The following is a 23,570-nucleotide window of genomic DNA, read 5'->3' as shown; positions in this document are numbered from 1 at the left end:
CGCCAGGTTGCGGCGCCTGCGCCGGGCGCATCCCTCCTTTTGTTTTGTGATACCTGGACGTGATCTTCGCTGACGGTGTCAGCGAAGATCACGTCTGTGTCGCTGTGTCTGTAAACCGGCGTATGAGTCGTCGCTGACCGATGGGCAGTGGACGGTGATCGAGCCGTTGTTGCCGGTGAGGGATCCGCGGCGGGGTGGTCGGCCGTTGCGGTATCCACGTCGGTTGGTCATTGACACGATCCTGTACGTGCTGCGCACCGGTACCGCGTGGCGGCACGTTCCACATGATCTCGTGCCGTGGGACGTGGCCTACCGGTGGTTCCGGTGCTGGAGCGCCGACGGAACGTGGGACCGGGTTCATGACCGGCTGCGAGACGCGGTGCGGGTGGCCGAGGGACGAGATCCGCAGCCGTCGGCGGCGGTGCTCGACTCGCAGACCGCGCACAGCCACCAGGGTGGTGAGGCGATCGGCTGGGACGCCGGCAAACGCACCCGGGGTCGTAAGCGGCATGTCCTGGTCGACACCTGCGGACTGCTCCTGAAGGCGGTGGTGCATTCCGCGTCGGTGCAGGAACGTGCCGGAGCCAAGCTTGTCCTCGCGGGGATCACCGAGACGTTCCCGCTGCTCGGCCTCGTCTGGGCCGACGCCGGCTACGTCAACCGCGTCGATGCGGGGCTGCTGGCCTGGGCGCGCACCCACGCCGGGATCGACCTGCAGATCGTGGCCCGCAACGCCGACGTGAAAGGCTTCCAGGTGCTACCCCGACGTTGGGTGGTCGAACGAACCTTCGCCTGGTTGGGACGGTGCAGACGGTTGGCCCGCGACTACGAACGCAAACCCGCGCACGCCGAAGCGATGATCAAAGTCGCCATGATCCGACTCATGGCCGCCCGCCTCGCCGGCGAGGACATCGAACCCCAAGGCCCCATCGAGACCGAAGCAGCCCGACGCCTCGACGACGAACTCAACCACAAGTAGTCACCGGGTTACCCAACACTCTCTGAGCCGGGCCGGTAGGGTGCCGTCATGATCGAGGACGCGCCGTGCCGTTGACGAACCCCTGGCTGACCGGGCCGACGCCGACGAGAAAGCTGGACCGGGAACGCCTGGCCGAACGCATCCTCAACCTGCTGTCGTCGCAGAACATGTGCGTGCTCGCCACGACCGGGCCGGACGGGCCGCTCGCCACGCCGGTGCGTTACTACCCGCTCGACTTCACGCTGATGTTCACCGCCGCGCCGCGCTCACCGAAGATGCGCAACATCGCCGCCGACCCCCGGGTGTCGGTCGGCGTCTTCGCGCCGCTGGTCGGGCTGGCCAGCAGCCGTGGCGCCCAGGTGTTCGGCACCGCCCGGGTGCTCGGCCCGGACCACCCCGACCGGGCGCACCACTGGGCCGCGTTCCGCTGGGAGAACGAACACGCCGAGCGCGGCCGGCCGCTGTCCGAGCCGCCCGAGGACCTGCTCGTGGTGATCGAGGCCGACCGGATCGTCTACACCGAACACTGGTTGCGCCGCGAGGGCTACGCCCCGCGCCAGCACTGGCGTCGCTGACCCGTCCGCCGGCCGGCGGTGGGTGGAGCACCGCGTGTGCCACCCATGACCTCTACACCTCGCGGAAACCGCCTAGCGCCCGGTCAGCGCCCCGGCCAACGTGTCGACGAACCGGGGGAGCACCTCGTCGTCCGGCAGGTGAGCCGGGTTGATCTCGGTGACCGACAGCCCGGCGAACCGAGGGCTCGCCACCAGCTCCGCCAGCGTCGCCGCCGCCTCGCCGAGGCTGAGCCCGAACGGCTCCGGCACGTCCGCCAGCGGCGCGTCCACGAAGCTCAGCACGTCCACGTCGAAGTGCACCACGAACCGGTCGGCCGCGCCCTCGGCCACCGACCGTGCCCGGCGTGCCGCCGCCCGCGCGTCGGCGTGCACCTCGTCGGCCGGCACGTACGCCAGCCCCAGCTCCGCCACCAGCTCCCGCTCGTGGTCACCCCGGGGCAGCGAGTCCCCGTACACCACCACCCGCTCCGGCGACAGCAGCGGCACCGCCGGCCCGACACCCGCCACCTCGGGCAGCGTCCCCGGCAGGCCGAGCATGTGCGCCAACCCCATCGCGTCCAGGTTGCCGTTGGCGCGGGTCTCCGGGGTGTAGAGATCCGGGCCGCCGTCCACGTACACCAGCGCGGACGGCAGCCCGGCCCGCGCGCAGCCGGCGACCAGGCCGAGCGTCACCGTGCAGTCGCCGCCGAGCACCAGCGGCGCGCGCCCCCGGCCCAGCGCCGCCGCGACCCGGTCGGCCACCGCCGAGGCGACGGCGGCCACCGCGCCCGCGTTCTGACCCCTGGGGTACGCCGGATCCGGCCGCCACCGGAAGCCCGGCACGTCACCGGCGTCCGCGACGTCGGCGCCCAGCCGGTCGAGCAGGCCGGCGGCGCGCAGGGCGGCTGGTGCGCGTTCGACGCCCGGGGTGTGGGCGCCCGCGCTCGACGGTGCCCCGACGACCGTCCACTGACGAGTGTCCATCGCCCCACCCTAACCACCGCCGGGGCAGGTCACCGGGGATCAGCGCAGCACCAGCAGGTCCAGCGCGTCGATCACCGGGCCGCTGTCGGCACGTGCCGCCTCGCGTAACCGCTGGACGCCGGCGGCGTACTCCGCATCGGTGATCAGCTGAAGCGGCGTGTGCGCCTCCCGGCGCAGGCCGGCCGCCGCTTCCCGCAGCGACGGCGCGGTGACCTGCGGGACCGCCTCGACCACCGCGGCGGCGAAGCCGGCGCCGGCGAAGGCGGCCGCGACGTCGGCGACGGCGGGATACGTGTCCAGCACGCGGACCGCCTCGGGGAAGTAGTCGAACAGCGTGATCGCCTCGTGGCGTCCGGCGAACGCCGACCGGATGAGCACCGGCGCGCCGGGCCGCAGCACCCGGCGCAGCTCGCGCGCCGCGGCGGCCAGGTCCGGCACGTGGTGGATGACAGTGGACAACCACGCCCCGTCGACGCTGCCGTCGGCGAGCGGGAGGTGCCCGGCGTCGCCCGCGACCAGCGGCGCGAACGTGCACCGTGCGCGCATCGCCGCCGACGGCTCGACGGCGACGACCTCGACGCCGGGGAACCAGCCGCTGAAGGCTCGTGCCCAGCTACCGGTCCCGGCGCCCAGGTCCAGCAGCCGCATGCCTCGACGCGGGCCGAGGTGCCGGGCGACGGCGGCCCGCCAGGCCGTGAGACCGTCGTCGGTGAGGTGCCGGGTCGCGGCGAACGCCTCGGCGTCCGCGTCGTGGTACGCGATGCGGGCCATACGCCACAGCCAACTCCCGGCAAGCCGGCGAGGCAAGCACTGTGGCGGGTCACACGCCGGCCTGGGAGAGGGGTGGGGAGTGCGGTATCGGATCCACTTCGCCGCCGGACTGCCGGCGGCGGACCTTCGCGCGTTCCTGCTGACGGAGTACGGCGTCGCACCGGAGACCGTGTACGTCGGGCGGATCGAGGACCGGGCCATCGACGATCCTCGGCCGGTGGTGATGCTCACGCCGCCTGACGAGGACGAGGGATTCGGCTGGATCCTCACCGGCGACACCGACCTGGCCGACGCCACCGGTCTGCGCGAACATGACCTCGCGGTTGCCCTCGCCCGGGCGTTCGGCGTACGGGCGCTGGTCGACGACGGCGGCGTCCACCCGGACCGGTGGGTGCTGGTCAGCGCCGACGGCAGCAGCGGCCGGGTGCTGACCGACGCCGACGCCGCCGCCGACGGGGACCTGCGGATCGTGCACGCGCTGGAGCCGATCAGCGGGGAGCCGCAGCTCGCCGTCGTACCGCCGCCGGACTGGGCCCGCGACTGGTGACCCGGCCGGGCCCGGGATCAGTGGATGAGGCTCGCGTGCCAGTCCCGTAGAAACGCCTCCGCCAGCGCGCGAGCCCGGGGGCGAACGTCGAAGCTCTCCCCGACCCGGCGGCGGGCCATGTGTGACAGCCCGTCAGCGGCCTCGTTGAGCGCGTGCCCGCTGTGCGCCTTGACGTGCCGGAAGGACAGGTCCGGTCGACGGCTCACCTGCTCGGCGAGGCGCACCAGCGTCGGCCGGTCGGCCCAGCGGCGCCGGCGCAGGCTGTAACCGGCCGGCATGTCCGCCACCGAGCCGGACTGCCAGCGGTGCAACCACCGCAGCGCGGAGAGGCTGTCCACCAGCACGGTCATCGCCGGTGGCGGGTCGTCGTACGCGGTGAGCAGGAAGTCCACCGCCCGCAGCTCGTTGATCAGCACTCGGGACGCGCCGGTCGGGTCCAGGCGGCCGGTGCCCCGGCTGCGCAAGCCGTACCGGCCGTCGCTCGCCACGTACCCGATGCCGCCGGCACGGCCCTTCCAGCTCGCGTCGGTCGCGGCGACGACCGGCGCGGAAGCTGTCGCCCACCGCTGGACCTGCCCACGTCCCCGTTCCGGCTCCGGTTGTGACCGGCAGTCGGCGCCGTGCTCCTCGGCCAGCCGGGTGGCGTTGTCCAGGAGCTGCCCGGCCGAGGCGAGCTGGTCGTAGTGCGCCGCGGTCAGGGCGAGGGTGACCGCGTCGCCGATGCGCTGGCACTGCGGGCAGGTGGTGCGGAAGACGTAGCGGCGCAGCGGGAGCGCGCGGGCGTACAGGGGCGCGGGCAGGAGGCTCAGGGCGTGGCGGAACTCATCGGGTCGCATACTTGCTCCTGACGGGTATGGGAGGGCGGGGGTCAGGCCGGCGCGATGGTCCAGTTGCCGTCGGCGGTGATCTGCACGAGCGCGGGCGTGGTGAGCGGGCGGACGCCGGAGTACGCGCCGATCTCGTTGACGAGCAGGCCCCCCTCGCCGTCGTCCAGGGAGTACGCATGGACGACGAAGTTGGACGAGCCGCGCCGGTGGGTGATCCGCACGGCGGTGGCGTCGCCGCCGAGCAGCAGCACGTCGTCACCCTTGCCGGACGCCTTTCCGGTCTCCGACGTGGTGGCCAGTTGCGCGACAGTGCCGATGGTGAGCGTCCACGAGCCGCTGGCCTCGATCTCGAACTGCGTCGTCAGCGAGCCGTCCTCCACGTTGATCCACCGCTTGCCGGTGTACGACCCGATCTCGTTGACGAGCAGCCCGTCGCCGTCGCTCTTGAGCACCGTGTTGCTGCTGCACCGGCAGGTGAACCCGACGACCGCGAGGTCGGTCAGGTCGGGGATGCGCACCACGTCGTCGCCGCGTCCCTTCACGACCTTCGGCTTCGGAGTGTGCGACGGCGCCGGCGGCTCGGTGGTGGCCGGCGCGGCCGGGGTGGGCGCGGCGGTGGTCGGGGCCGCCGTGGTCGGCGCGGCGGACGGGGACGCCGAGGCGGGGACGGTGCTGCGCTGAGCAGCGGTGACCGGCTGCGGCTCGTCGTCCTCGGTGAGCGCGCCGGCCAGGATGACGCCGCTGATCGCGAGAGCGAGCACGACGCCGCCGGCGACGAGGGGACGCGCGTCTGCGGGGCGGTTCGCTGCGGCGGGCGGGTTCGGCATCGTCGCGTCGCCGGTCCGGTCGGGCGGCGCGGGCTGGGTCGGGTCGGACATTGCGGTTCCTCTCGGGGTCGGGGGTGCGGGGCGGGTGCGGCCCGCCCCGCAGCGGTGGCTGGTCAGCTCAGCGCGACGGTCACGCCGCCGGAGAACGGCGAGTCGTGCAGCTCCAGGCGGGCGAGCTTGACGCCCTTGGGGATGTCGAAGACGACCACGCCGGTGACCTGGTTGCCGGGGTTGATGTCGTTGAGGAACGTCTCGGCGTTCTTGTTGGCGTAGAGGCCGGCCGAGCCGTCGGCGGAGTACTCGGTGCCGTTGGCCGCGTACGCCTTCTGGCTGCTGCCGTCGAACATCTGCGACTCCTTGCCGATGTTCTTCACGTTGAGCGTGACCAGGCAGAACTGGCCCTGCGCCGTGGCGCCGAACGCCGACGAGCCGACCTTGCCGACGCCGCACTTGGCGGACTTGACGGTGAACTCGAACTTGCCGTCGCGGGCCGGCTGGCCGATCTTCGCGGTCTTCGGCTTGTCGTCGCTCTTGCCGGCGTCCGTCTTGCCGCTGTCGGTCTTGCCGGCGGCCGCCTCGGTGCCGGAATCGGCCTTGCTTCCGGTGGTGTCGTCGGTGGTGCCGGCGCCGCAGCCCAGGGCCATGAGGGCGCCGGCGATCAGGGCGAGCGTGGTGGTCTTGCGCATCGTTTTCCTCCTGCTGTGAACGTGGCGGCGTCAATAAGAGCATCATCTGTGAACGGTGTCAACAAGCATCATGCTTGACAGATGTGACACACTCCGAACGTGCAGGAGACACCGACAATCACCGCAGCGGAGATCGCCCGGCTCGCCGGTGTCGGCCGGGCCGCCGTCAGCAACTGGCGCAAACGGCACGGCGACTTCCCCGACCCGGTCGGCGGCAGCGCCACCAGCCCGGAGTTCGACCTCGCCCAGGTCGAACGCTGGCTGCACGCCCAGGGCAAGCTCCCGGAACTCGCCACCGCCGACCGGCTCTGGCGCCACCTCGCCCCGGCCGGCGCCTCACCGGCCGCCGGGCTCGCCGCCGTCGGGGCCCGGCTGCTCGCCCGGCAACGCGGCCAACGACCTGCCCGTCCCGCGGACCCGCAGCTCAAGGCGCTGCTGCCGGACGTCGACGCGCTCGCCGACGAACTCGGCCCACAGGGCGCCTTCGACGCGCTCTGGCAACGCTTCTCCGCCCCCGGACCGGGCCGCCCCTTCGCCACCCCCGACGACATCGCCGACCTGATGGCCGGGCTCGCCGCCGTCGCCGGCGGCTCCGTGTTCGACCCCGCCGCCGGCACCGGCGCCACACTGCGCGCCGCCGTCCGCGCCGGCTGCACCTCCGCGTACGGGCAGGAACTCGACCCCGACCTCGCCCGGCTCGCCGGACTGTGGCTGGCGCTGCGCGACGTACCAGGCGAGGTGAGCACCGGCGACTCACTGCGCGCCGACGACTACCAGGGGCGCACGTTCGACGCGGTCGTCTGCCACCCGCCCTTCGGCGCCAGCAACTGGGGCGACGAGGAACTCGGCCACGACCCCCGCTGGATCGTCGGCACCACCCCACGTACCGAGCCGGAACTCGCCTGGGTCCAGCACGCGCTATCCCACCTGCGCCCCGGCGGCCACGCCGTACTCCTCATGCCCCCCGCCGTGGCCGGCCGCCGCGCCGGCCGCCGCATCCGCAAGGAACTGCTGCGCCGCGGCGCGCTGCGCGCCGTCGTCGCGCTGCCACCGGGGGCGGCGGCACCGCACGGCGTACCCCTGCACCTGTGGGTGCTGCGCCGCCCGCCCGCCGACGCGCCGCTGCCGGCGCGGACGCTGTTCGTCGACGCCGCCACCGGCGACCACTCCCGCATCCTGGAGACCTGGCGGGCCTTCACCGCCGACGCCGAGGTGGACGAGCCCGGCTACGCCCGCGCCGCCGACGTCATCGAACTGCTCGACGACGACGTCGACCTCACCCCCGCGCGTCGCCAGCCCGCCGTCGCGGGCGAGGCGACAGGCGAACATCTGGTACGCACACGCGAGCGCCTCGCCGCCGTCGTCGCCGACCTGCCCACACTGATGCCACAGGTGACGCCCGCAGCCGACGGGGGCCAGGGGGAGTTCCTCACGGTCGGCGAGTTGGTCCGGGCCGGCGCTTTGCAGCTTCTCGGACCGATCCGGGGCGCTGCCTCCGGCGACGACGGTGAGCCGACCGGCGACGGTAGGCCGGTGCTGACCGTGCCGGACGTGCTCGGCGGCGGCGAACCCTCGGGCCGCGACGACGGGCGGCTCGGGCAGGAGATCGCCCTGGCAACCGGGGACGTGGTGGTGCCGATGATCGCGCGGCAGCTCACCGCGCGGGTGGTGACGGCCGATGGGGCGCTGTTGGGGCGGAACCTGTACCTGCTGCGGCCGAATCCCGCCGCCTTGGATTCGTGGTTCCTGGCGGGGCAGCTGCGGACGTCGACGAACGAGCGGCAGGCGTCGAGCCTGTCGGGGACGCTGCGGTTCGACGTGCGGCGGGCGCAGGTGCGGCGGGTGGCGCGGGAGGAACAGGAGGCGTACGGGGAGGCGTTCCGGCGGCTGCACGCGTTCGAGTCGGCGCTGCGGCAGGCGGCGACGCTCGGGGCGGAGCTGGTGCAGCTCACGGCCGACGGGTTGGCCCGTGGCGCGGTCCGCCCCGCGGATGGCCCCAGGTGATTCCCCGGCGGATCTTCCTTCCGTCAGATATCCGACGCGGGGGCGGCGCTCTGGTGACAGATGCGGAAGCCTGCGGGCCGGTGGCCCGCCGTGCATCCTCCGCCTGAGACGACACGCTGACGCGCGGTTGATCGTTTCGGCCGAGTGGGCGACTACAACGATGCAGGACGGCAGTGATACTGCTGTCTTAAGGCAATCGAAAGGAAACTGGTGAGCACCAAGCACCAAGAGTTGGCGAACTTCATCTGGTCGGTGGCCGACCTGCTTCGCGGCGACTACAGGCAGTCCGAGTACGGCCGGGTGATCCTCCCGATGACCATGCTTCGCAGGTTGGACTGCGTGCTCGAGCCGACGAAGGACGCGGTGCTCGCCCGGCACAAGCAGCTCAAGGATATGGGCGTGCAGAACATGGACCCGGTGCTGCGTAAGACCGCCGGGCTGTCGTTCTACAACACCAGTGAGATGTCGTTCCGCAAGCTGCTCGGCGACCAGGACCATGTGGCGCTCAACCTGCGTGCCTACATCGGCGGGTTCTCGCCGGGCGCAGTGGACGTGCTGGACAAATACGCTTTCGATCTTCAGATCAACCGGCTTGCCGAGGCCGAGCTGCTCTATCAGGTGGTCGCGAAGTTCGCCGATATCGACCTTCACCCCAACGTGGTCTCGAACCATCAGATGGGTTACGTCTTCGAGGAGCTGATCCGTCGATTCTCGGAGGCCGGCAACGACACCGCTGGCGAGCACTTCACCCCACGTGAGGTCATCAAGCTGATGGTGAACCTGCTCCTCGCCCCCGACCAGGACCACTTGATCACGCCCGGAATCGTCCGCAAGGTTTACGACCCGGCGTGCGGCACCGGCGGCATGCTCACCGAGGCTCAGGAGCATATTCAGGCGCACAACCCGCACGCCACCGTCGAGGTGTACGGGCAGGAACTCAACGGCGAGACGTACGCGATCTGCCGCTCCGACATGATGCTCAAGGGCGGCGACCCGACGAAGATCGCCTTCGGGAACTCGTTCAACCAGGACGGCCACGAGGGCGAGCGGTTCGACTACATGCTCGCCAACCCGCCGTTCGGGGTCGAGTGGAAGAAGGTCGAGAAGTTCGTCAAGGACGAGGCGGCCCGCGGCCACGCCGGCCGCTTCGGTGCCGGCCTGCCCCGGATCAACGACGGCTCGCTGCTCTTCCTCCAGCACATGATCTCGAAGATGAAGCGCCCTGAGGACGGCGGCAGTCGCCTCGCCATCGTCTTCAACGGCTCGCCGCTGTTCACCGGCGCAGCCGGCTCCGGTGAGTCGGAGATCCGCCGCTGGATCCTGGAGAACGACCTCCTGGAGGGCATCGTCGCGTTGCCTGACCAGCTCTTCTACAACACCGGCATCTCCACGTACTTCTGGATCCTCACCAACCGCAAGGAGCCGGCACGGGCGCGCAAGGTGGTGCTGCTCGACGGCCGCGACTACTGGACCAAGATGCGCAAGAGCCTCGGCGACAAGCGCAAGATGCTCACCGACGACCACATCGCCGAGCTGACCCGGGCGTACGTGAACGCGCTGTCCATCGCAGACGATGCGGAGCACCCGCAGCACGCCAAGGTGAAGGTCTTCAAGACCACCGACTTCGGCTACCAGCGGATCACCGTCGAGCGCCCGCTGAGGCTGCGCTTCGAGGTCACCGAGGAGACGGTAGCGCTGCTCGCGGAGGCGAAGACGGTCCTCAAGTACGCGGAGCGCGAGTCACTGCTGACGACGGCAAAATCGCTCATCGGTACGTCGTCAGCGACGCGGGCCGATTTCGCGATGAAGCTGAACGGGCTGGGGAAGCTACCGGCGCCGGTGGAGAAGGCGGTCTGGGAGGCGTTCTCGGTCAGCGACCCGGAAGGGGAGGTGCAGACCGACCGCAAGGGCAACCCGCTGCCGGACCCCGACCTGCGCGACAACGAGAACGTGCCTTTGGGTGAGGACATCCACGACTACCTCAAACGCGAGGTGGTGCCGCATGTCCCGGACGCCTGGATCGACGAAGCGAAGACCAAGATCGGTTACGAGGTTCCCTTCACGCGTCACTTCTACGCCTACCAGCCGCCGCGACCGCCTGCCCTGATCGAGGCTGAGATCAGGGCACTCGAAGAGAAAGTTCAGGCGTTGATGGGGGTCGTAACCCAGTGACCCTTGCAGAAGAGGCTCTTAAGCTTTCGGCAATCGACTTCCCGAAAGGTTGGAAGCGTCGCCGACTCCGTGACGTGGTGCGGCTAGTAAATGGTTACCCTTTCCCATCTGATTCCTTCGCTTCCAGCGGCAGCATTCCACTTGTGCGCATTCGTGACCTATTGGCATCCGAATTTCAGACCTATGCATCCGGCCATGTGCCAAGCCAGGTGATGATGCGGGACGGTGATGTTGTCGTCGGCATGGATGGCGACTTCAATGTCGTTATCTGGAAACGCGGGACGGCCGCGCTCAACCAGCGCCTTTGCCTTCTGCGTCCGCGCGAAGCGGTGGACATGCGCTTTATCGCGTACGCGTTGCCGTTGATCCTGAAGGTGATCAACGATTTAACGTTCTCCACCACCGTGAAGCATCTTTCATCTTCTGACTTGTTGACCGAGCGCTTGCTCCTGCCGCCGCTCGACGAGCAGCGGCGGATCGCTGATTTCCTTGACGTTCAGACGGCTCGTGTCGTTGCCCTCGATGATTGCCGGGATCGTCAGCTAGCGGCCTACGAGGCGCGACTGCAGGGCATGGTGAAGATCAAAACGGGGCGGAATCTGGCTTGGGACCGAGAATCGCCGATAGATGGATCGGTTCTTCCGCTGCGCAGGGTTGCGAAGCGAGTCAAGACCGGCGCAACGCCGCCGGGAGCTGCCGAGCGGTACTTCGTAGGCGATGATCAGGGCATCCCCTGGTTTGCTCCGGTGAGTTTCGGAAATGCAATTAAACTCGGTATGGCTCCGCGGAGGCTTAGTTCATTGGCGGTGCAGGAGGGTTTTCCGGTCTTCGAGGCTGGTAGCACTCTGCTTGTTGGAATTGGAGCAACGGCGGGCAAGGTGGCCTACCTGGAAGAGCGGGCTTCGGGAAACCAGCAGGTCACGGCCGTGGCCCCGAATGAACGCATTGACGGGCGGTATCTGGCGTGGCAGTTGTTTGCGGCGACCGAGGAGCTGCGGAGCCTCGCTCCATACACGACCATGCCGATTATCAACAACGACTTTTTGAAGTCATTTCCTATCTGGTTGCCGCCGCTGGACCGTCAGCGTGCTGCTGTGCGGGAAATTGAGCAGGTGCACGAACATCTCTCTCGACTTCGGCTCGCATTTGCGGAAGCAAGGTCGTTGCTATCTGAGTGGAGGCAATCCCTAACTGCCGCAGCGGTGACAGGCCAGATCGACGTCACTACCGCCCGCGGGGTGGACGTATGAGCGGCGGACATCTGGAGCAGTCGTTCGAGTCAGCAATAGGCGAGCGGCTCCTGAGCTCAAGCTGGGCAATCGGGTCGGCTAGCCAATACGACCAGCAGTTGGGTCTTGACACAGCCGAACTCTTCGCATTTATTGGCGGGACGCAACCGGGCGCGTGGAAGAAGCTGTTGGCGTACCACGGGAACGATCCGGACGTGGCGCAGCGGCACTTCGCCCAGCACCTCGCCAAGCAGATCGACGAGCGTGGCCCACTCGATGTCCTCCGCCGTGGCGTGAAGGACAAGGGCGTGCGCATCCGCCTCGCCTACTTCAAGCCCGCCCACGCCATCACCGACGACGCGCTCAAGCTCTACCGCGCCAACCGTCTCACCGTCACCCGTCAGCTCGCGTACTCGACAAGCAACAACAACACCCTCGACCTGGTTCTCTTCGTCAACGGCATTCCGTTGGCAACCGCCGAGCTGAAGAACCCGCTCACCGGCCAGACCGTCGAGGACGCCAAGGAGCAGTACCGCAAGACCCGCGACCCGAAGGAACTGATCTTCGCTCGGCGTACCCTCGTACATTTCGCCGTCGACCCTGACCTGGTCTTCGTCACGACGAAGCTCGCGGGGGAGAAGACCCGGTTTCTACCGTTCAACACCGGGTCGAACGGGCCCGGCGTGTCCGGTGGCGCCGGCAACCCGCCGGCTACGGACAAGGGTTACCGCAGCTCCTATCTCTGGGAGCAGATCTGGGACCCCGACGTTTTCATGGACCTGGTCCGGCGGTTCCTGCACTACGACAAGGAATCCAAGGCGCTGATCTTCCCGCGTTACCACCAGTGGCACGCGGTCACCCAGCTCACCGACCATGCGGCCCGGCACGGATCGGGTCACAACTACCTGGTCATGCACTCGGCCGGGTCGGGTAAGTCGAACACCATCGCCTGGCTGGCGCACCGGCTGTCCAGCCTGCACACCGCGCCCGACATCGCCAAGGACGGGCTGCGCCCCAACGAGCCGGTCTTCGACAAGGTCATCATCATCACCGACCGGGTCGTCCTCGACCGGCAGTTGCAGGACACCGTGTTCCAGTTCGAGCACGTGCCCGGCGTGGTGCAGCGGATCGACAAGGACTCCGCGCAGCTCGCCGCCGCGCTTCAGGGTGAGACGGCCAAGGTCGTCATCACCACGATGCAGAAGTTTCCGTACGTGCTCAAGCAGGTGCAGGGGCTCAAGGGCAAGCGGTTCGCGGTCATCGTCGACGAGGCGCACTCGTCGCAGTCCGGCGACTCGGCGGCTGCGTTGAAGAAGGTGCTGCTCAAGCTGGGCAGCGACGACGTTGACGAGTCCGGTGACCTGCTCACGGCGTCGGCGCTGGCCCGAGGCCGGCACGAGACGCTGTCGTACTTCGCGTTCACCGCCACTCCGAAGCCGAAGACGCTCGAACTGTTCGGCACGCCGCACCCGGTCACCGGCAACCCGCACCCGTTCCACACCTACTCCATGCGGCAGGCCATCGACGAGGGGTTCATCCTCGACGTGCTGCGCAACTACCTCACCTACAAGTCGTACTGGAAGCTGGCCAACGCCAACCCCGACGACCCGGAGGTCGACCCGAAGAAGGCCGGCGCCCAGCTCGCCCGCTTCGCCAGCCTGCACCCCACCATGCAGGCGCAGAAGGCGGAGATCATCGTCGAGCACTTCCGCAAGCACACCGCGCCGCGCCTCGGCGGGCGCGCCAAGGCCATGGTGGTCACCGGGTCCCGCGAGGCCGCCGTCCGTCTGCACACCGCCATCAAGAAGTACGTCGAGATGCAGGGCTACGTCGGCTGTGACTCCCTTGTGGCGTTCTCCGGCGACCTGGAGGTCGACGGCGTCGAGCACACCGAGGCGCGGATCAACGGCTTCGGCGAGGGTGAGCTACCCGGCAGGTTCGGCTACACCGCCGCCGACGACAAGCACGCCGGTACGCCGAAGGCCAAGCAGGACACCGAGTACAAGATCCTGGTCGTCGCCGAGAAGTACCAGACCGGCTTCGACCAGCCGCTGCTCACCACCATGTACGTCGACAAGCTGCTCAAGAACGTCGCCGCCGTGCAGACCCTGTCGCGGCTCAACCGCACCCACCCGCTCAAGAGCCAGGGTGACGTGTTCGTCCTCGACTTCGTCAACGAGGCCGGCGACATCGCCGAGCAGTTCAAGCCGTACTTCGAGACCGCCGCCACCACCCCCACCGACCCCAACCTGCTCTACACCGCGCAGAATTCGGTCACGGGCTACCCGGTCCTCGTCGACTCGGAGATGCAGGCGTACGCCGAGGCCCTGCTCGCGGCGGAGCGGAAGGCGACCACGGAGACGGGCCTCCAGCGGGCCCACGCCGCCCTCTACCGCTTCACCGAGCCGGCCGTCCAGCGCTTCAACGCCCTGGCCGCCGACGACCCGGAGGCCGCGGACGGCTTCCGGTCCGCGCTGCGCGACTACACCCGGATGTACGCGTTCCTCAGCCAGGTGGTGCCCTACCACGACGAGGACCTGGAGCGGCTCTACCTGTACGGTCGGGCGCTGCTCAACCGGCTCCCGCGACGGCAGGACCCGTCCGTCGACATCGGCGAGGTGCAGTTGACCCACCTGCGGGTCAGCAAGACCGGTGAGCACGACGCCTCGCTGACCCCCGAGGGGGAACAGATGCTGCCCGGCTTCGTCGGTGGTGGCGTCGGCTCGCAGCACGACCCGGAGAAGGTCGCGCTCTCGGAGCTGATCGACGTGTTCAACGACCGGTTCGGTATCGGCTTGGGCGAGGCCGACAAGGTCTGGGTCGAGCAGCAGATCGTCGCCCTCGCGGAGGACGGCACGCTGGAAGCCGCCGCGCTGGTCAACGACGAAAGCAACTTCGGCGTCGTCTGCGACAAGCGGATCGAGGACGTGATCCTGTCCCGCCACGACGACAACGGCAAGCTGATGCAGCGCTACCTCGACGACGAGAGCCTGCGGTCGCAGCTCAACCAGTTCGCACGCCGGCAGGCGTACCAGATGATCCGCCGCCGCAAGGGCATCGCATAACCGAGACTCGCCGAGAGGAGGACGGTTGTCCCCGTCCACGTCCACCTTCCACCTCTGGATCGCCGTGAACGAGTCCCAGGTCACGACAGCGCTCACTGCGCTGAAAGTGACCCGCTCGTCACGCCGGCACGAATGGGGCAGCATCACCGACCTGCGAGCGGTCCCGGCCACCCCGGAGTCGTCGAAACTGCCCGGCGTCCTCGTGCTCTGCACCGCTACGGTGATCTTCTCCGCCGTGCTCTTCTTCGCGGGCGCACCACTGCCTGTCGTGCTGTTTCTGGTCGCGCTTCTGCTGGTCTGCGGGCTAGCCGCGATCACGTTGACGAAGCCGCCACCGCAGATCGAGGCGCCCGACCAGGCGGCTTTTCCGGCCCTGCACCGCACCCTGACCGACGCCGACGACCGGCGAGACTTCCTCGACCTGGTGGAGCTGGCGGAGCGGGCCGGCCGGGCACTGCCCGAGGTGGACCGCGTGATGGATGCGGCAGAGGGTGGGCAGATCCTGGCGCAGGCGCTCTGGGAGGCGAGCGACGTGCTCAGCCGCCGCCAGCAGTTGCGTACCCAGATGGGGCGCCGGCAGCCCGGCCCGGCGGCGGAGGATTCGACGAGCAGCGTGGGGAAGGCGCTGGCGGAACAGCGGCAGCGCGTGACAACGCTGTGGGACGAGACGGAGTCGGAACTGACCCGGGTGCGTAACGCGCTCGAACTCGCCGCCGTGGCTGCCGAGAACGCGGCACACGATCCCGGTGCGGACGATGCGGTCCGAGAGGCTTACCAGGAGTTGCTCGACATCTATGGCGAGCGGTACTAGCCGACGACTCGTCGGTGTCATCTGACAGGACTGCCGGGGGAGACGAATGCAGGCGCAGGAACGAGTAGCCGATCGATACGAACTGACGTATCCGATCGGTCACGGCGGTATGGGGGAGGTGTGGGCGGGCTTCGACGAGAAGCTGGACCGGCCCGTCGCCATCAAGTTCCTGCGTAAGCTCGCCGTACCCGATGGCGACCGCGACACCGCTGTCGACCGGTTCATCCGTGAGGCACGGGTCACCGCCCGCCTGGACCACCCCGGGGTGCCGAGCGTGCACGACGTCGGCCACCACGGCGACGACCTCTACATCGTCATGCAGCTCGTGCCGGGCGTGCTTTTGTCCGATCTGATCGCCGAACGCGGATGGCTCGCCGTGCCGTGGGCCGCCGCCATCGGCACACAGATCTGCTCGGTACTGGCGGTGGCGCACGCGGCCTCGCTCGTGCACCGTGACCTGAAGCCGCAGAACGTCATGGTGACCCCCAGCGGCGCCGTCAAGGTCCTCGACTTCGGGGTGGCCGCCCTGCTTGGGCCGGACGTACCCCGGCTGACCGCCACCGGGCACACGCTGGGCACGCCCACCTACATGGCTCCCGAGCAGGCGCTCAACAGTGCCGTAGGTCCCCGCACCGACCTCTACGCACTCGGTTGCGTGTTGTTCGAGCTGCTCACCGGCAAGCCGCCGTACCGGGCCGACAACCCACTCGGCATGCTGCACCGGCACCTGAACGACCCCGTCCCGTCAGTGCAGGAGCACCGCGCGGGCGTGCCGGACGTCCTGGTGCACCTCCTCGTACGGCTGCTTGCCAAGGACCCGCAGCACCGGCCCGAGTCGGCGGCCGAGGTCTACGAGCTGCTGGCGCCGTTCGGAGCGGTCGATGCCGAGAAGGCAGCCGACGCTGCCCCGACTGTGGCGGACGGGCAGCGGGTGGACCCGACAATGCCGTACCGGTATCCGTTCGGGCCGTTGCCGCCCCGTTCACCGCTGCCGCCGACGCGCATCGACATCGTCCGTCCACGAGCAGCGGCAGAGATCGTCGAGCCGCCGTCGCTCGACCAGCTCGCCGAGGTGGAGGAGAGGGCCTGGGAGCTTGCCGAGGAAGAGCGGTTCACCCAGGCCGCCGAGCTGCTCGAATCGGTGTTGCGGCCGATCAGCGGCGCGCACGCCGCCAGGCAACCGCGAATCCTGGAGCTGCGGCTCAACCTGGCCAACCTGTACGTCCTGGCCGGGGCGTTCCGGCAGGCGCTTCCGGAGTTTCAGCGGCTCGTCGTCGATCTCGCCAAGCGTCCCGTGCCGGACGAGGAATTGATCTGGCAGTGCCGGCAGCAGGCGGCGAGCTGCCAGGCGGAGCTGGGCGAGGCGACCGAGGCGTTGCGAGAACTGCGGGCGCTCCTCGCCGAAGAACAGCGGGTGATGCCGCCGGACTCGCCGGAGCTCTTTCCGCTACGGCAGCAGATCGCCATGCTTGTCGCCGGCTTGGGCGACGTGCCCGAGGCGCGGCAACTGCTGGAGGGGCTACGGCGCGACATCAGCGCGCTCTACGGCTCAGGGTCTGCGCCGTCGGCCGAGATCGAAGCGCTGCTGAGCCATCTGCATCGGCTGGGGGAAGAGATGCCCGGATCGACGGGCCAGACTTCGTCCGGGGCAACACAGCGTGAAAGATGAGGAGCATGTTCGAACTGGAAGACGCCGTCAGCCGGGACGGCCTCGGCCGTCTCCCGCACGGCCGGGACCGGCTCGAGCAATGCCTTGACCGGTTGGCGCGCTTCCGGCGCGAACACCAGTTCTTCTTGCACAGCAAGGAGAACGTTACGCGACACACGTAATGCCGTGGCCGCGTGCGGCGTTCAGATCGTGTGGTGCCGCACCAGGCGGCGCCAGCGAAGCGCACACGAGCCGGCCAGCTTCGAGTTCTGGTCGACACCTGTTCTACCTGGAACCTCGCCATCGACCACCGGTCCTGCCATACCCGTTTCACCTGCGAGCTCGGCTTGGAGTTCAATCTGCGGCAACTGAGCGCAGGAGGTCGCCCAGCTCTTGCTCGCTGGCCAGCCCAGCGGGCCTGCTTGCGGGAGGAACACACCTGCCCGCTGTGTCTGGGCGCGGCCCCGACTCGTCCCTGTCGCAAGTACGACAGAGCGGTCGTGCTGATTTCCTCCACATCGCGCCTATCGTGGCTGCTCTGTGTCAAAGGCGGGCGGCCGGCTGCAGAATGCAGCTTCGAGGATGAGGAGTCGGCGCATGGTTTCGGCGCACGAGACGACGTTGCGTGAGCTGCTCGAGGGTGCGAAGCAGTATCGGGTGCCGCTCTATCAACGGACCTACTCGTGGACTGACTCGCAGCTCAAGCGACTGTGGGACGATATCCGCAAGTTGGCCGAGGAGCGTGTCGAGAGCCCGGACCTCACGCATTTCATCGGCTCGCTCGTGCTCGCGCCCAGCCCCACTTATGGGCCTTCGGTATCGGAGTTCCTTGTCGTGGACGGTCAGCAGCGGCTGACCACCCTGTCGATCCTGCTCTGTGCGATCCGCGACCACCGGGCCAAGCACGAGGACCTCGGCCACCGAGACCGGATCGACCAGGAATATCTCATCAACAAGTACAAGCCCGCCCACCGATTGAAGCTCGTTCCCACTCAGGCAGACCGGGCTGCCTACGAGGCGTGCCTGGAGGCGACGCCACAGGCTGGGGGCAGTGACCAGGTGGGCGCGGCGTACCGATTCTTCGCCGCCCAACTTGTCGCCGTCGACGATCCGGACGATCCGCTGGACATCGAACGCATCGAGGATGCCGTCATTTCCGGGATGTCCCTGGTCTCGGTCGTGGCGAAGGCCGGCGACAACGTTTATCGGATCTTCGAGTCGCTCAACAACACCGGCCTGAAGCTCACCCAGGCCGACCTGCTCCGAAATTACCTGTTCATGCGGCTACCGACCCGTGGCGAAGCGGTCTACGACTCGTTGTGGTTCCCCCTGCAGAAGCAGCTGGACTCTGGGGAACTGGAACAGTTGTTCTGGCTCGATCTGGTGCACCGCAACCCCGAGGCGAAGCAGACCGACACCTACGTTGGTCAGCAGGAACGGCTCAACGGCCTGCGCACCGAGACGGAGATCGAGGACGAGGTGCGCAGATTCTGCGGCCTCGGTGCCCTCCTGCGGGCCATCCTGCATCCCGAGGAGGAACAAGACCCGGAAGTGCGGCGACGCCTGACCAGGCTGAACGCGTGGGACACCACCACCGTATTGCCACTGCTGCTGCACCTGCTGGACCGTCGGCAGGAGGGGACCGCGACCTCCGGCCAGATCGCCTCTGCGATGCTCTATGTCGAGAGCTACTTCGTCCGGCGTCTGCTCATCGGCCGGGCCACCGCGAGCATCAACCGGGTGCTGCTGCGCATCGTAACCGACATGCGGAAGGACCTGTCGGTCGACGAGGCGGTACGCGCCTATCTGTCGGTGGGACGAAAGTACTTCGCCACCGACGCCAACCTGCGGGACGCTGTTCGGTCGATCCCGTTCTACCTCAATGGCCGCGCCACCCAGCGCAAGTTGGTGCTGCAATGGCTCGAAGAATCATACGGCAGCAAGGAGCCAGTCTCGCCGACGACGCTGACCATCGAACACGTCATGCCGCAGAGCCCGACCGCCGAGTGGAAGCAGATGCTCGGCGAGGACCTGCGAGGTGAGGAGAGCTTCGCCGAGGTGCATGAGGCACTGGTGCACACCTTGGGTAATCTCACCCTGACCGGCTACAACGCGGAGCTGAGTAATAGCTCTTTCCTGGTGAAGCGGGCCCAACTGGGTAAGAGCGGGATCGCGCTCAGCCGGGAGATCGCCGAGCAGAAGCGTTGGGGTCGCCCCGAGATCCATGCCCGCGCCGATGCCCTCGCAGATCGCATCATCGCCACCTGGCCCGGGCCGACTGAACAGGCAGGCGGCAAGTCGGAGGTGCCCTGGGACATCATGAACACGGCACTCGCCGCGCTGCCCGCCGGCTCCTGGACCGCGTACGGCGACCTCGCCGCGCTCATCGGTAGCCACCCCGTTTCGGTCGGTGCGCGGCTGGCCAACCATCGTGCGCCCAACGCACACCGGGTGCTTCAGGCAGAAGGCGTGGTGGCTCCTAATTTCCGCTGGCTCGATGAGGGCCGAAATGACGATCCACGCGACCTGCTGCGTGACGAGGGCGTGGAATTCGACAAGTATGGTCGGGCCAGCCAGGCCCAGCGCATCGGAGTGGAGGAGCTGGCCCAGCTCGCCGGACTGCCCCAGCAGGACGCGTCAGATCAACTGCTTCGGCCTCGGTCCCGGCGGAACAACTCGCTGGATGACCGCTTCCTTGAGCAGTTGACCGACCTGCAGGACGCGCAGGTCGCGCATGGGACGGTTGCGGTGCTCGAGGCGTGGGTCGGAATGGGTGGTCAGCTCTTCTACGGCACCGGGGGCGAGACGTCATGCTTTCTTATGGCCCGCGACAAGGCCCATCCACTTGGCAACATCTGGCCTTCCACCATTTATCCGAGTGGAAAGTTTGAGATTGTCTTTCAATACCTGACCATCCGAACTCCATTCGACGACATAACACTGCGGGAACAGTTCCGTCAGCGGTTGAACGAGCTGCCGGGCGTGAAGATCGCCGCCGCAAAGCTCGCGCTGCGTCCGGGCTTCTCCCTTGACGTACTCGCGGACGCGGCCGCCCGCGAGACGTTGGTCGAGCACCTCCGATGGTTCTACGCGCAGGCCCTGACGAGTGAAGCGTGATACGCCCGCCGGTGCCTGAGAGGAAAAGAGAAGTGAATCAACCCCTCACCTTGCATGAGATCCTCGCCGTGCTGAATGCCCCGGCTTCGGTCGATGACCTTCGTCGGTACTTCCACTCAGCCGGCGAGTCGGCCTTCACCGGCGGGCAGTTCGATGTGCTCGGCGGGGGCGGGTCCCGTCCCGAGGTCGCGTACGTGGTCACCGCTGAAGACGTGGTCGCGGTCGAGTTGCTCGGCGTGTGCATCCCGGCGAGACAGCGGCTCAACCTGCTGCGGGGCCAACTCGGCCGGGAAGTGACCGCCCAATTGGTCGACATCCCGAATGATGTCGAACTGGGGAACGCGGCGGCGCTGCAGTACATCGTCGATGCTGGTGCTGCGAGCTCCCTGTGGAATCGCCTCTGTGCCGCGGACGGCATCGGTTGGGTGACCGCTGGCAAACTGCTCGCCCGGAAACGGCCGTCGCTCGTGCCGGTTTACGACACCGTCGTCTCCTGCGCCTACGGCACACGGACCGGCTTTTGGCGGTGGCTACACGGCAAGCTCGGCGAAGAGGGCGGAGTCTTGAGGGAGAAGCTCGACACCCTGCGTCGGGACGCCGAGTTGCCGGCCCTGGTCAGTCGGCTGCGGGTGCTCGACGTCGTGTTCTGGATGCGGCACCGAAGCGATCACGTTCCCGGCGACTGCTCTGGGCTACGAACGCCCGACCCCGTGTAGGGACGAGATGCGTGAGATCACGGTCCGGTTCGACTGTCCCGACCACGACGGTGAATGGCGTCCGTAGACTGAGGAATTCGATCCGGTGCGCTGTAACTATGCTGGCTGCGATGCCGTACCGCCTCCCTTCAGGCTCCCGACGGCCGGCGGTGCTTCTCCCAGAGCGCACGGTCTGCGATATCGGGCGTGGTGCCGGGCGGGAAGTCCCGGTAACCCGACCGGGGGTCCCAGGCCGCGACAAGCAGGTCGAGGCCATGCAGGAGAAGCACCGGCCAGGGGCTCACCGCGGTCAACTCGATGAACAAACGTCGTGCCTCGTCACGCTGCACCTCGCCGTCCCGTCGGCTGTAGCCGAGGTCCCACACGAGGCTGTAGCCGTCGATGACGGACTCCTCCTCCGGCTCGTCAAAGGGGTAGCTGTAAGGGTTGGCTGACAACTCGCCGCCGACGACGCCGGGCCGTCCGTCCGAGGCCGGTCGACTGAGGTACACCTTGCCCTCGTCGTCTCGGCTGAACTCCACGTGCATGCGGGCGGCGAGTTCAGCCGCCACACCCTCGGGCGTCAGATTGGTGTGGATGAAGATGTGCTCGAAGGTGGACATGCGCCGTCCGGCTCCTAGGGAAGATCGATGATGCGGCCGTCGCCGAGGATGATGCGTACCGTCGCCGGCATCTGCTGGTCATGAACACGGGCCTGTCCGGCCGCCCGGCCGTAGCCGCGGCGCGCATCCTCCTCCGTCAAACCGACGTTACGACCGTCGAGGACCGCGACCCCGTCGGATCCTGCCTGTTCACCCGCCTCAAGGATATTCCGCCGTACGCTACTGCTGCCTGACCCGACCAGTGTCTTGAACTCGGTGATCACACCGGGATCCTCCGGACCAGTCCGCACCATCGCATCGGGATTCTTCATCTTGTGGGCGTCGTCTATTCGTTCCCTCGGATGGACCATCTCACCGTCGCCGGCGAGACGGTCCGCGATCGCCCGCTCCTTCTTTTCGAAAAGCGCCCGAGGATCGTGCACCCCCGGGTGGAACTCGTCACCGAGCGGGCCGTGGTGTCGGCCCGGATCGAAGTCGGCGGGCCTCGACCCGTGCGGGCCGTCCGGTTTGGCGGATCCGCCACCTGGAACCTCAGGGGAGCGACGACCCAGAAGGCGGCTCAGCGCCTCCTTCAGCTTCTCGATCAGCTCACCCAGCCGCCGTACCTCCGGCATCAGCCGCCGCAGGCTCGCCAGCAACCCCCGCAACAACCGCCCGATCCGCGCCGCCCACGACGCCACTGTCGTGGTCACCTGCTCGACCACCAGCGGCGTCGCCAGCCCGGCCGTGGCGACCAGTTCGGTCGCGTACACGATCAGGCGGGACACGCAGGCGGCGATGGCGTCGCGGACCAGCAGCCGCACGGCCGCGACCAGGCCGGCGGCGCCCTCGGTGATCGCCGCCATCGCCTCGGCGGCCTGTGCGAGCCCGGTGATGGCCTGCTGCTGCTCGCCCGCCCAGCGGCGGTAGCCGGTGGAGGCGGCGCCGGTCCAGCCGGTTACCTCGGTGCGTACGGCGTGGGTCAGCTCGGCGGCGTCCGCGCGCAGTGACGCGGCGACGTTGCGCCAGGTCTGCGCGTGTGCGGTGATCTCGGCGGGGTCGCCGGCCAGCCAGTCCAGAGCCTCGCTGAGTGGCTTGACGTGTTCGATGAGCCAGGCGATGCCGTACTGGAGGAGGGCCCCGGCCGGGTCGGAGACGAGCGCGAGCGCGTCGAGGCCGGCGCTGACCACGCCGAGGCTGCTGTCGATCCAGCTGCCGGTGCGTACGCCCTGGGCGATGAGTTCGATGTCCTCGCAGATCCACACGCCCGCCCAGGGGCTCGGTGCGGTGTCCGCCGTGGCGGCGACCAGCGGGTTCGTGCTCACCTCTGCTGCCGCACCCGGTCGAGCAGGTGCGCGGCGCGGGCGTCCGAGGCGCGGTAGCGCTCGGCGCTCGTCCGTACCCTGTCGGCGGTGTCCCGGACCGAGGCGGCGGCGGTGCCGATGCCGTCGGTCAGGGTCCGTTGGAGGCCGTCGAGCAGGACCGGCATGATCGCGCAGAGCTGTCCGTACGCGTCGGCGCTGAGCATGACGTGCTGTCCGGCCTGGCGCGCGGTGTCGATGCTGTCGGCGTGGCGGCCGAGGTGGGCGGCGTGCGCGGTCAGGTCGTCCGGGTCGACCCGGAGGCCGTCACCGGGCTGCATCCGGCGGGCCCGGATCGGGGCCGAGCCGTCGCCGGTGCGACTCGACTATTGCCGTCGCGGCCGGGTCGTCCGCGCCGAGCATTTCGGTGGTCGCCTCGACGAGCTGCCGCAGCAGGTCCGCCCGCGCATCCCGGGTGACCGTCAGGATCTGCCGGGCGGTGTGTACGGCGGAGTGCTGCCGGACACGCTCGTCCAGTCGTACGTCGGTGGGCAGCCCGGACGCGTCGACGGTGACCTCGACCAGCCCGTCGGCGCTGCGGGCGATGCCGGTCAACGCCTGTGTGCGGGCGGACAGCTCGCGGGCGCGCGCCCCCCGGTCGGCCAGCGACGACTCCCACTCGTCCAGCCGGCGTGCCGCCGCGTCCAGCGCGGCCTCGTCCGCCCACATCACGACCCTCCCCGGAGGACTT

At 68.7% G+C, this 23,570-nt stretch carries 21 protein-coding genes; 12 read left to right on the top strand and 9 right to left on the bottom strand.

Annotated elements, in window-relative coordinates; genetic code table 11:
• Nucleotides 1-94 precede the first annotated feature (94 nt).
• Together AB0B20_RS21545 and AB0B20_RS21540 are read left to right on the top strand one after the other, a co-directional pair.
• Nucleotides 95-979, top strand: coding sequence for an IS5 family transposase (locus AB0B20_RS21545; RefSeq protein ID WP_357472839.1), 885 nt, complete (start codon nucleotides 95-97; stop codon nucleotides 977-979).
• Between the two features lie 65 nt (nucleotides 980-1,044).
• A complete protein-coding gene (locus AB0B20_RS21540; RefSeq protein ID WP_357472826.1) occupies nucleotides 1,045-1,554 on the top strand; it encodes a pyridoxamine 5'-phosphate oxidase family protein in 510 nt (169 codons plus the stop codon).
• 72 nt (nucleotides 1,555-1,626) lie between these two features.
• On the opposite strand, the gene AB0B20_RS21535 is transcribed toward AB0B20_RS21540, so the two are convergent.
• Both AB0B20_RS21535 and AB0B20_RS21530 read right to left on the bottom strand, forming a co-directional pair.
• A complete protein-coding gene (locus tag AB0B20_RS21535) occupies nucleotides 1,627-2,517 on the bottom strand; it encodes an arginase family protein (RefSeq protein WP_357472823.1) in 891 nt (296 codons plus the stop codon).
• A 39-nt stretch (nucleotides 2,518-2,556) separates the two neighbouring features.
• A complete protein-coding gene (locus AB0B20_RS21530) occupies nucleotides 2,557-3,288 on the bottom strand; it encodes a methyltransferase domain-containing protein (RefSeq protein ID WP_357472820.1) in 732 nt (243 codons plus the stop codon).
• Nucleotides 3,289-3,367: 79 nt separating this feature from the next.
• Here AB0B20_RS21530 and AB0B20_RS21525 point away from each other — a divergent pair, with 79 nt between their 5' ends.
• Nucleotides 3,368-3,835 carry a hypothetical protein gene (locus AB0B20_RS21525; RefSeq protein WP_357472817.1) on the top strand — a complete coding sequence of 156 codons (468 nt, stop codon included), beginning with the start codon at nucleotides 3,368-3,370 and terminating at the stop codon, nucleotides 3,833-3,835.
• Between the two features lie 17 nt (nucleotides 3,836-3,852).
• On the opposite strand, the gene AB0B20_RS21520 is transcribed toward AB0B20_RS21525, so the two are convergent.
• From AB0B20_RS21520 to AB0B20_RS21510, 3 genes are all read right to left on the bottom strand, one after another.
• Complete coding sequence (locus AB0B20_RS21520) at nucleotides 3,853-4,671, bottom strand: RNase H family protein (protein WP_357384497.1); 819 nt, start codon at nucleotides 4,669-4,671, stop codon at nucleotides 3,853-3,855.
• A 32-nt stretch (nucleotides 4,672-4,703) separates the two neighbouring features.
• Nucleotides 4,704-5,540: a hypothetical protein gene (locus tag AB0B20_RS21515; RefSeq protein ID WP_357472814.1), complete on the bottom strand. Its 837-nt coding sequence runs from the start codon at nucleotides 5,538-5,540 to the stop codon at nucleotides 4,704-4,706.
• Nucleotides 5,541-5,602: 62 nt separating this feature from the next.
• Nucleotides 5,603-6,175, bottom strand: a complete 573-nt coding sequence (locus tag AB0B20_RS21510) for a DUF4352 domain-containing protein (RefSeq protein WP_357472811.1) — start codon at nucleotides 6,173-6,175, stop codon at nucleotides 5,603-5,605.
• A gap of 99 nt (nucleotides 6,176-6,274) precedes the next feature.
• Here AB0B20_RS21510 and AB0B20_RS21505 point away from each other — a divergent pair, with 99 nt between their 5' ends.
• The 9 genes from AB0B20_RS21505 (at nucleotide 6,275) to AB0B20_RS21465 (ending at nucleotide 20,937) form a co-directional block, all read left to right on the top strand.
• Nucleotides 6,275-8,179 carry an N-6 DNA methylase gene (locus tag AB0B20_RS21505; RefSeq protein WP_357472807.1) on the top strand — a complete coding sequence of 635 codons (1,905 nt, stop codon included), beginning with the start codon at nucleotides 6,275-6,277 and terminating at the stop codon, nucleotides 8,177-8,179.
• A 210-nt stretch (nucleotides 8,180-8,389) separates the two neighbouring features.
• Nucleotides 8,390-10,351 (top strand): class I SAM-dependent DNA methyltransferase, encoded by a 1,962-nt coding sequence (locus AB0B20_RS21500; RefSeq protein ID WP_357472804.1) that lies wholly within the window; start codon nucleotides 8,390-8,392, stop codon nucleotides 10,349-10,351.
• Entirely contained in the window at nucleotides 10,348-11,601 is a 1,254-nt protein-coding gene (locus AB0B20_RS21495; RefSeq protein WP_357472801.1) for a restriction endonuclease subunit S, read from the top strand. Before AB0B20_RS21500 ends, AB0B20_RS21495 begins: the two co-directional genes overlap by 4 nt.
• A gap of 98 nt (nucleotides 11,602-11,699) precedes the next feature.
• Nucleotides 11,700-14,645, top strand: a complete 2,946-nt coding sequence (locus AB0B20_RS21490; RefSeq protein ID WP_357472798.1) for a type I restriction endonuclease — start codon at nucleotides 11,700-11,702, stop codon at nucleotides 14,643-14,645.
• A 64-nt stretch (nucleotides 14,646-14,709) separates the two neighbouring features.
• Nucleotides 14,710-15,456 carry a hypothetical protein gene (locus AB0B20_RS21485; RefSeq protein WP_357472795.1) on the top strand — a complete coding sequence of 249 codons (747 nt, stop codon included), beginning with the start codon at nucleotides 14,710-14,712 and terminating at the stop codon, nucleotides 15,454-15,456.
• 46 nt (nucleotides 15,457-15,502) lie between these two features.
• On the top strand, nucleotides 15,503-17,125 hold the full coding sequence (locus tag AB0B20_RS21480) for a protein kinase (RefSeq protein ID WP_357472792.1): 1,623 nt from the start codon (nucleotides 15,503-15,505) through the stop codon (nucleotides 17,123-17,125).
• 5 nt (nucleotides 17,126-17,130) lie between these two features.
• Entirely contained in the window at nucleotides 17,131-17,286 is a 156-nt protein-coding gene (locus AB0B20_RS21475; RefSeq protein WP_357384515.1) for a hypothetical protein, read from the top strand.
• 415 nt (nucleotides 17,287-17,701) lie between these two features.
• Complete coding sequence (locus tag AB0B20_RS21470) at nucleotides 17,702-20,221, top strand: DUF262 domain-containing protein (protein WP_357384517.1); 2,520 nt, start codon at nucleotides 17,702-17,704, stop codon at nucleotides 20,219-20,221.
• A 32-nt stretch (nucleotides 20,222-20,253) separates the two neighbouring features.
• Nucleotides 20,254-20,937, top strand: a complete 684-nt coding sequence (locus tag AB0B20_RS21465) for a DUF6308 family protein (protein WP_357384519.1) — start codon at nucleotides 20,254-20,256, stop codon at nucleotides 20,935-20,937.
• A gap of 128 nt (nucleotides 20,938-21,065) precedes the next feature.
• Here the strand turns inward: AB0B20_RS21465 and AB0B20_RS21460 are convergent, their stop codons facing one another.
• Genes AB0B20_RS21460 through AB0B20_RS21445 form a run of 4 tightly spaced genes read right to left on the bottom strand, consistent with a single transcriptional unit; the run spans nucleotide 21,066 to nucleotide 23,548 of the window.
• A complete protein-coding gene (locus tag AB0B20_RS21460) occupies nucleotides 21,066-21,539 on the bottom strand; it encodes a hypothetical protein (RefSeq protein WP_357384521.1) in 474 nt (157 codons plus the stop codon).
• Nucleotides 21,540-21,553: 14 nt separating this feature from the next.
• Nucleotides 21,554-22,843, bottom strand: a complete 1,290-nt coding sequence (locus AB0B20_RS21455; RefSeq protein ID WP_357472789.1) for a hypothetical protein — start codon at nucleotides 22,841-22,843, stop codon at nucleotides 21,554-21,556.
• On the bottom strand, nucleotides 22,840-23,160 hold the full coding sequence (locus AB0B20_RS21450) for a type VII secretion target (protein ID WP_357472786.1): 321 nt from the start codon (nucleotides 23,158-23,160) through the stop codon (nucleotides 22,840-22,842). Before AB0B20_RS21450 ends, AB0B20_RS21455 begins: the two co-directional genes overlap by 4 nt.
• The gene (locus AB0B20_RS21445; RefSeq protein WP_357472783.1) at nucleotides 23,147-23,548 is read right to left on the bottom strand and encodes a YbaB/EbfC family nucleoid-associated protein; all 402 of its coding nucleotides are present in this window, start codon (nucleotides 23,546-23,548) and stop codon (nucleotides 23,147-23,149) included. The genes AB0B20_RS21450 and AB0B20_RS21445 overlap by 14 nt, the downstream gene beginning before the upstream one ends.
• Nucleotides 23,549-23,570 lie beyond the last annotated feature (22 nt).

The organism is Micromonospora sp. NPDC049151 (genome assembly GCF_040648395.1).
Taxonomy (GTDB): Bacteria; Actinomycetota; Actinomycetes; order Mycobacteriales; family Micromonosporaceae; genus Micromonospora.
This window is presented reverse-complemented; position numbering and strand designations above follow the sequence as displayed.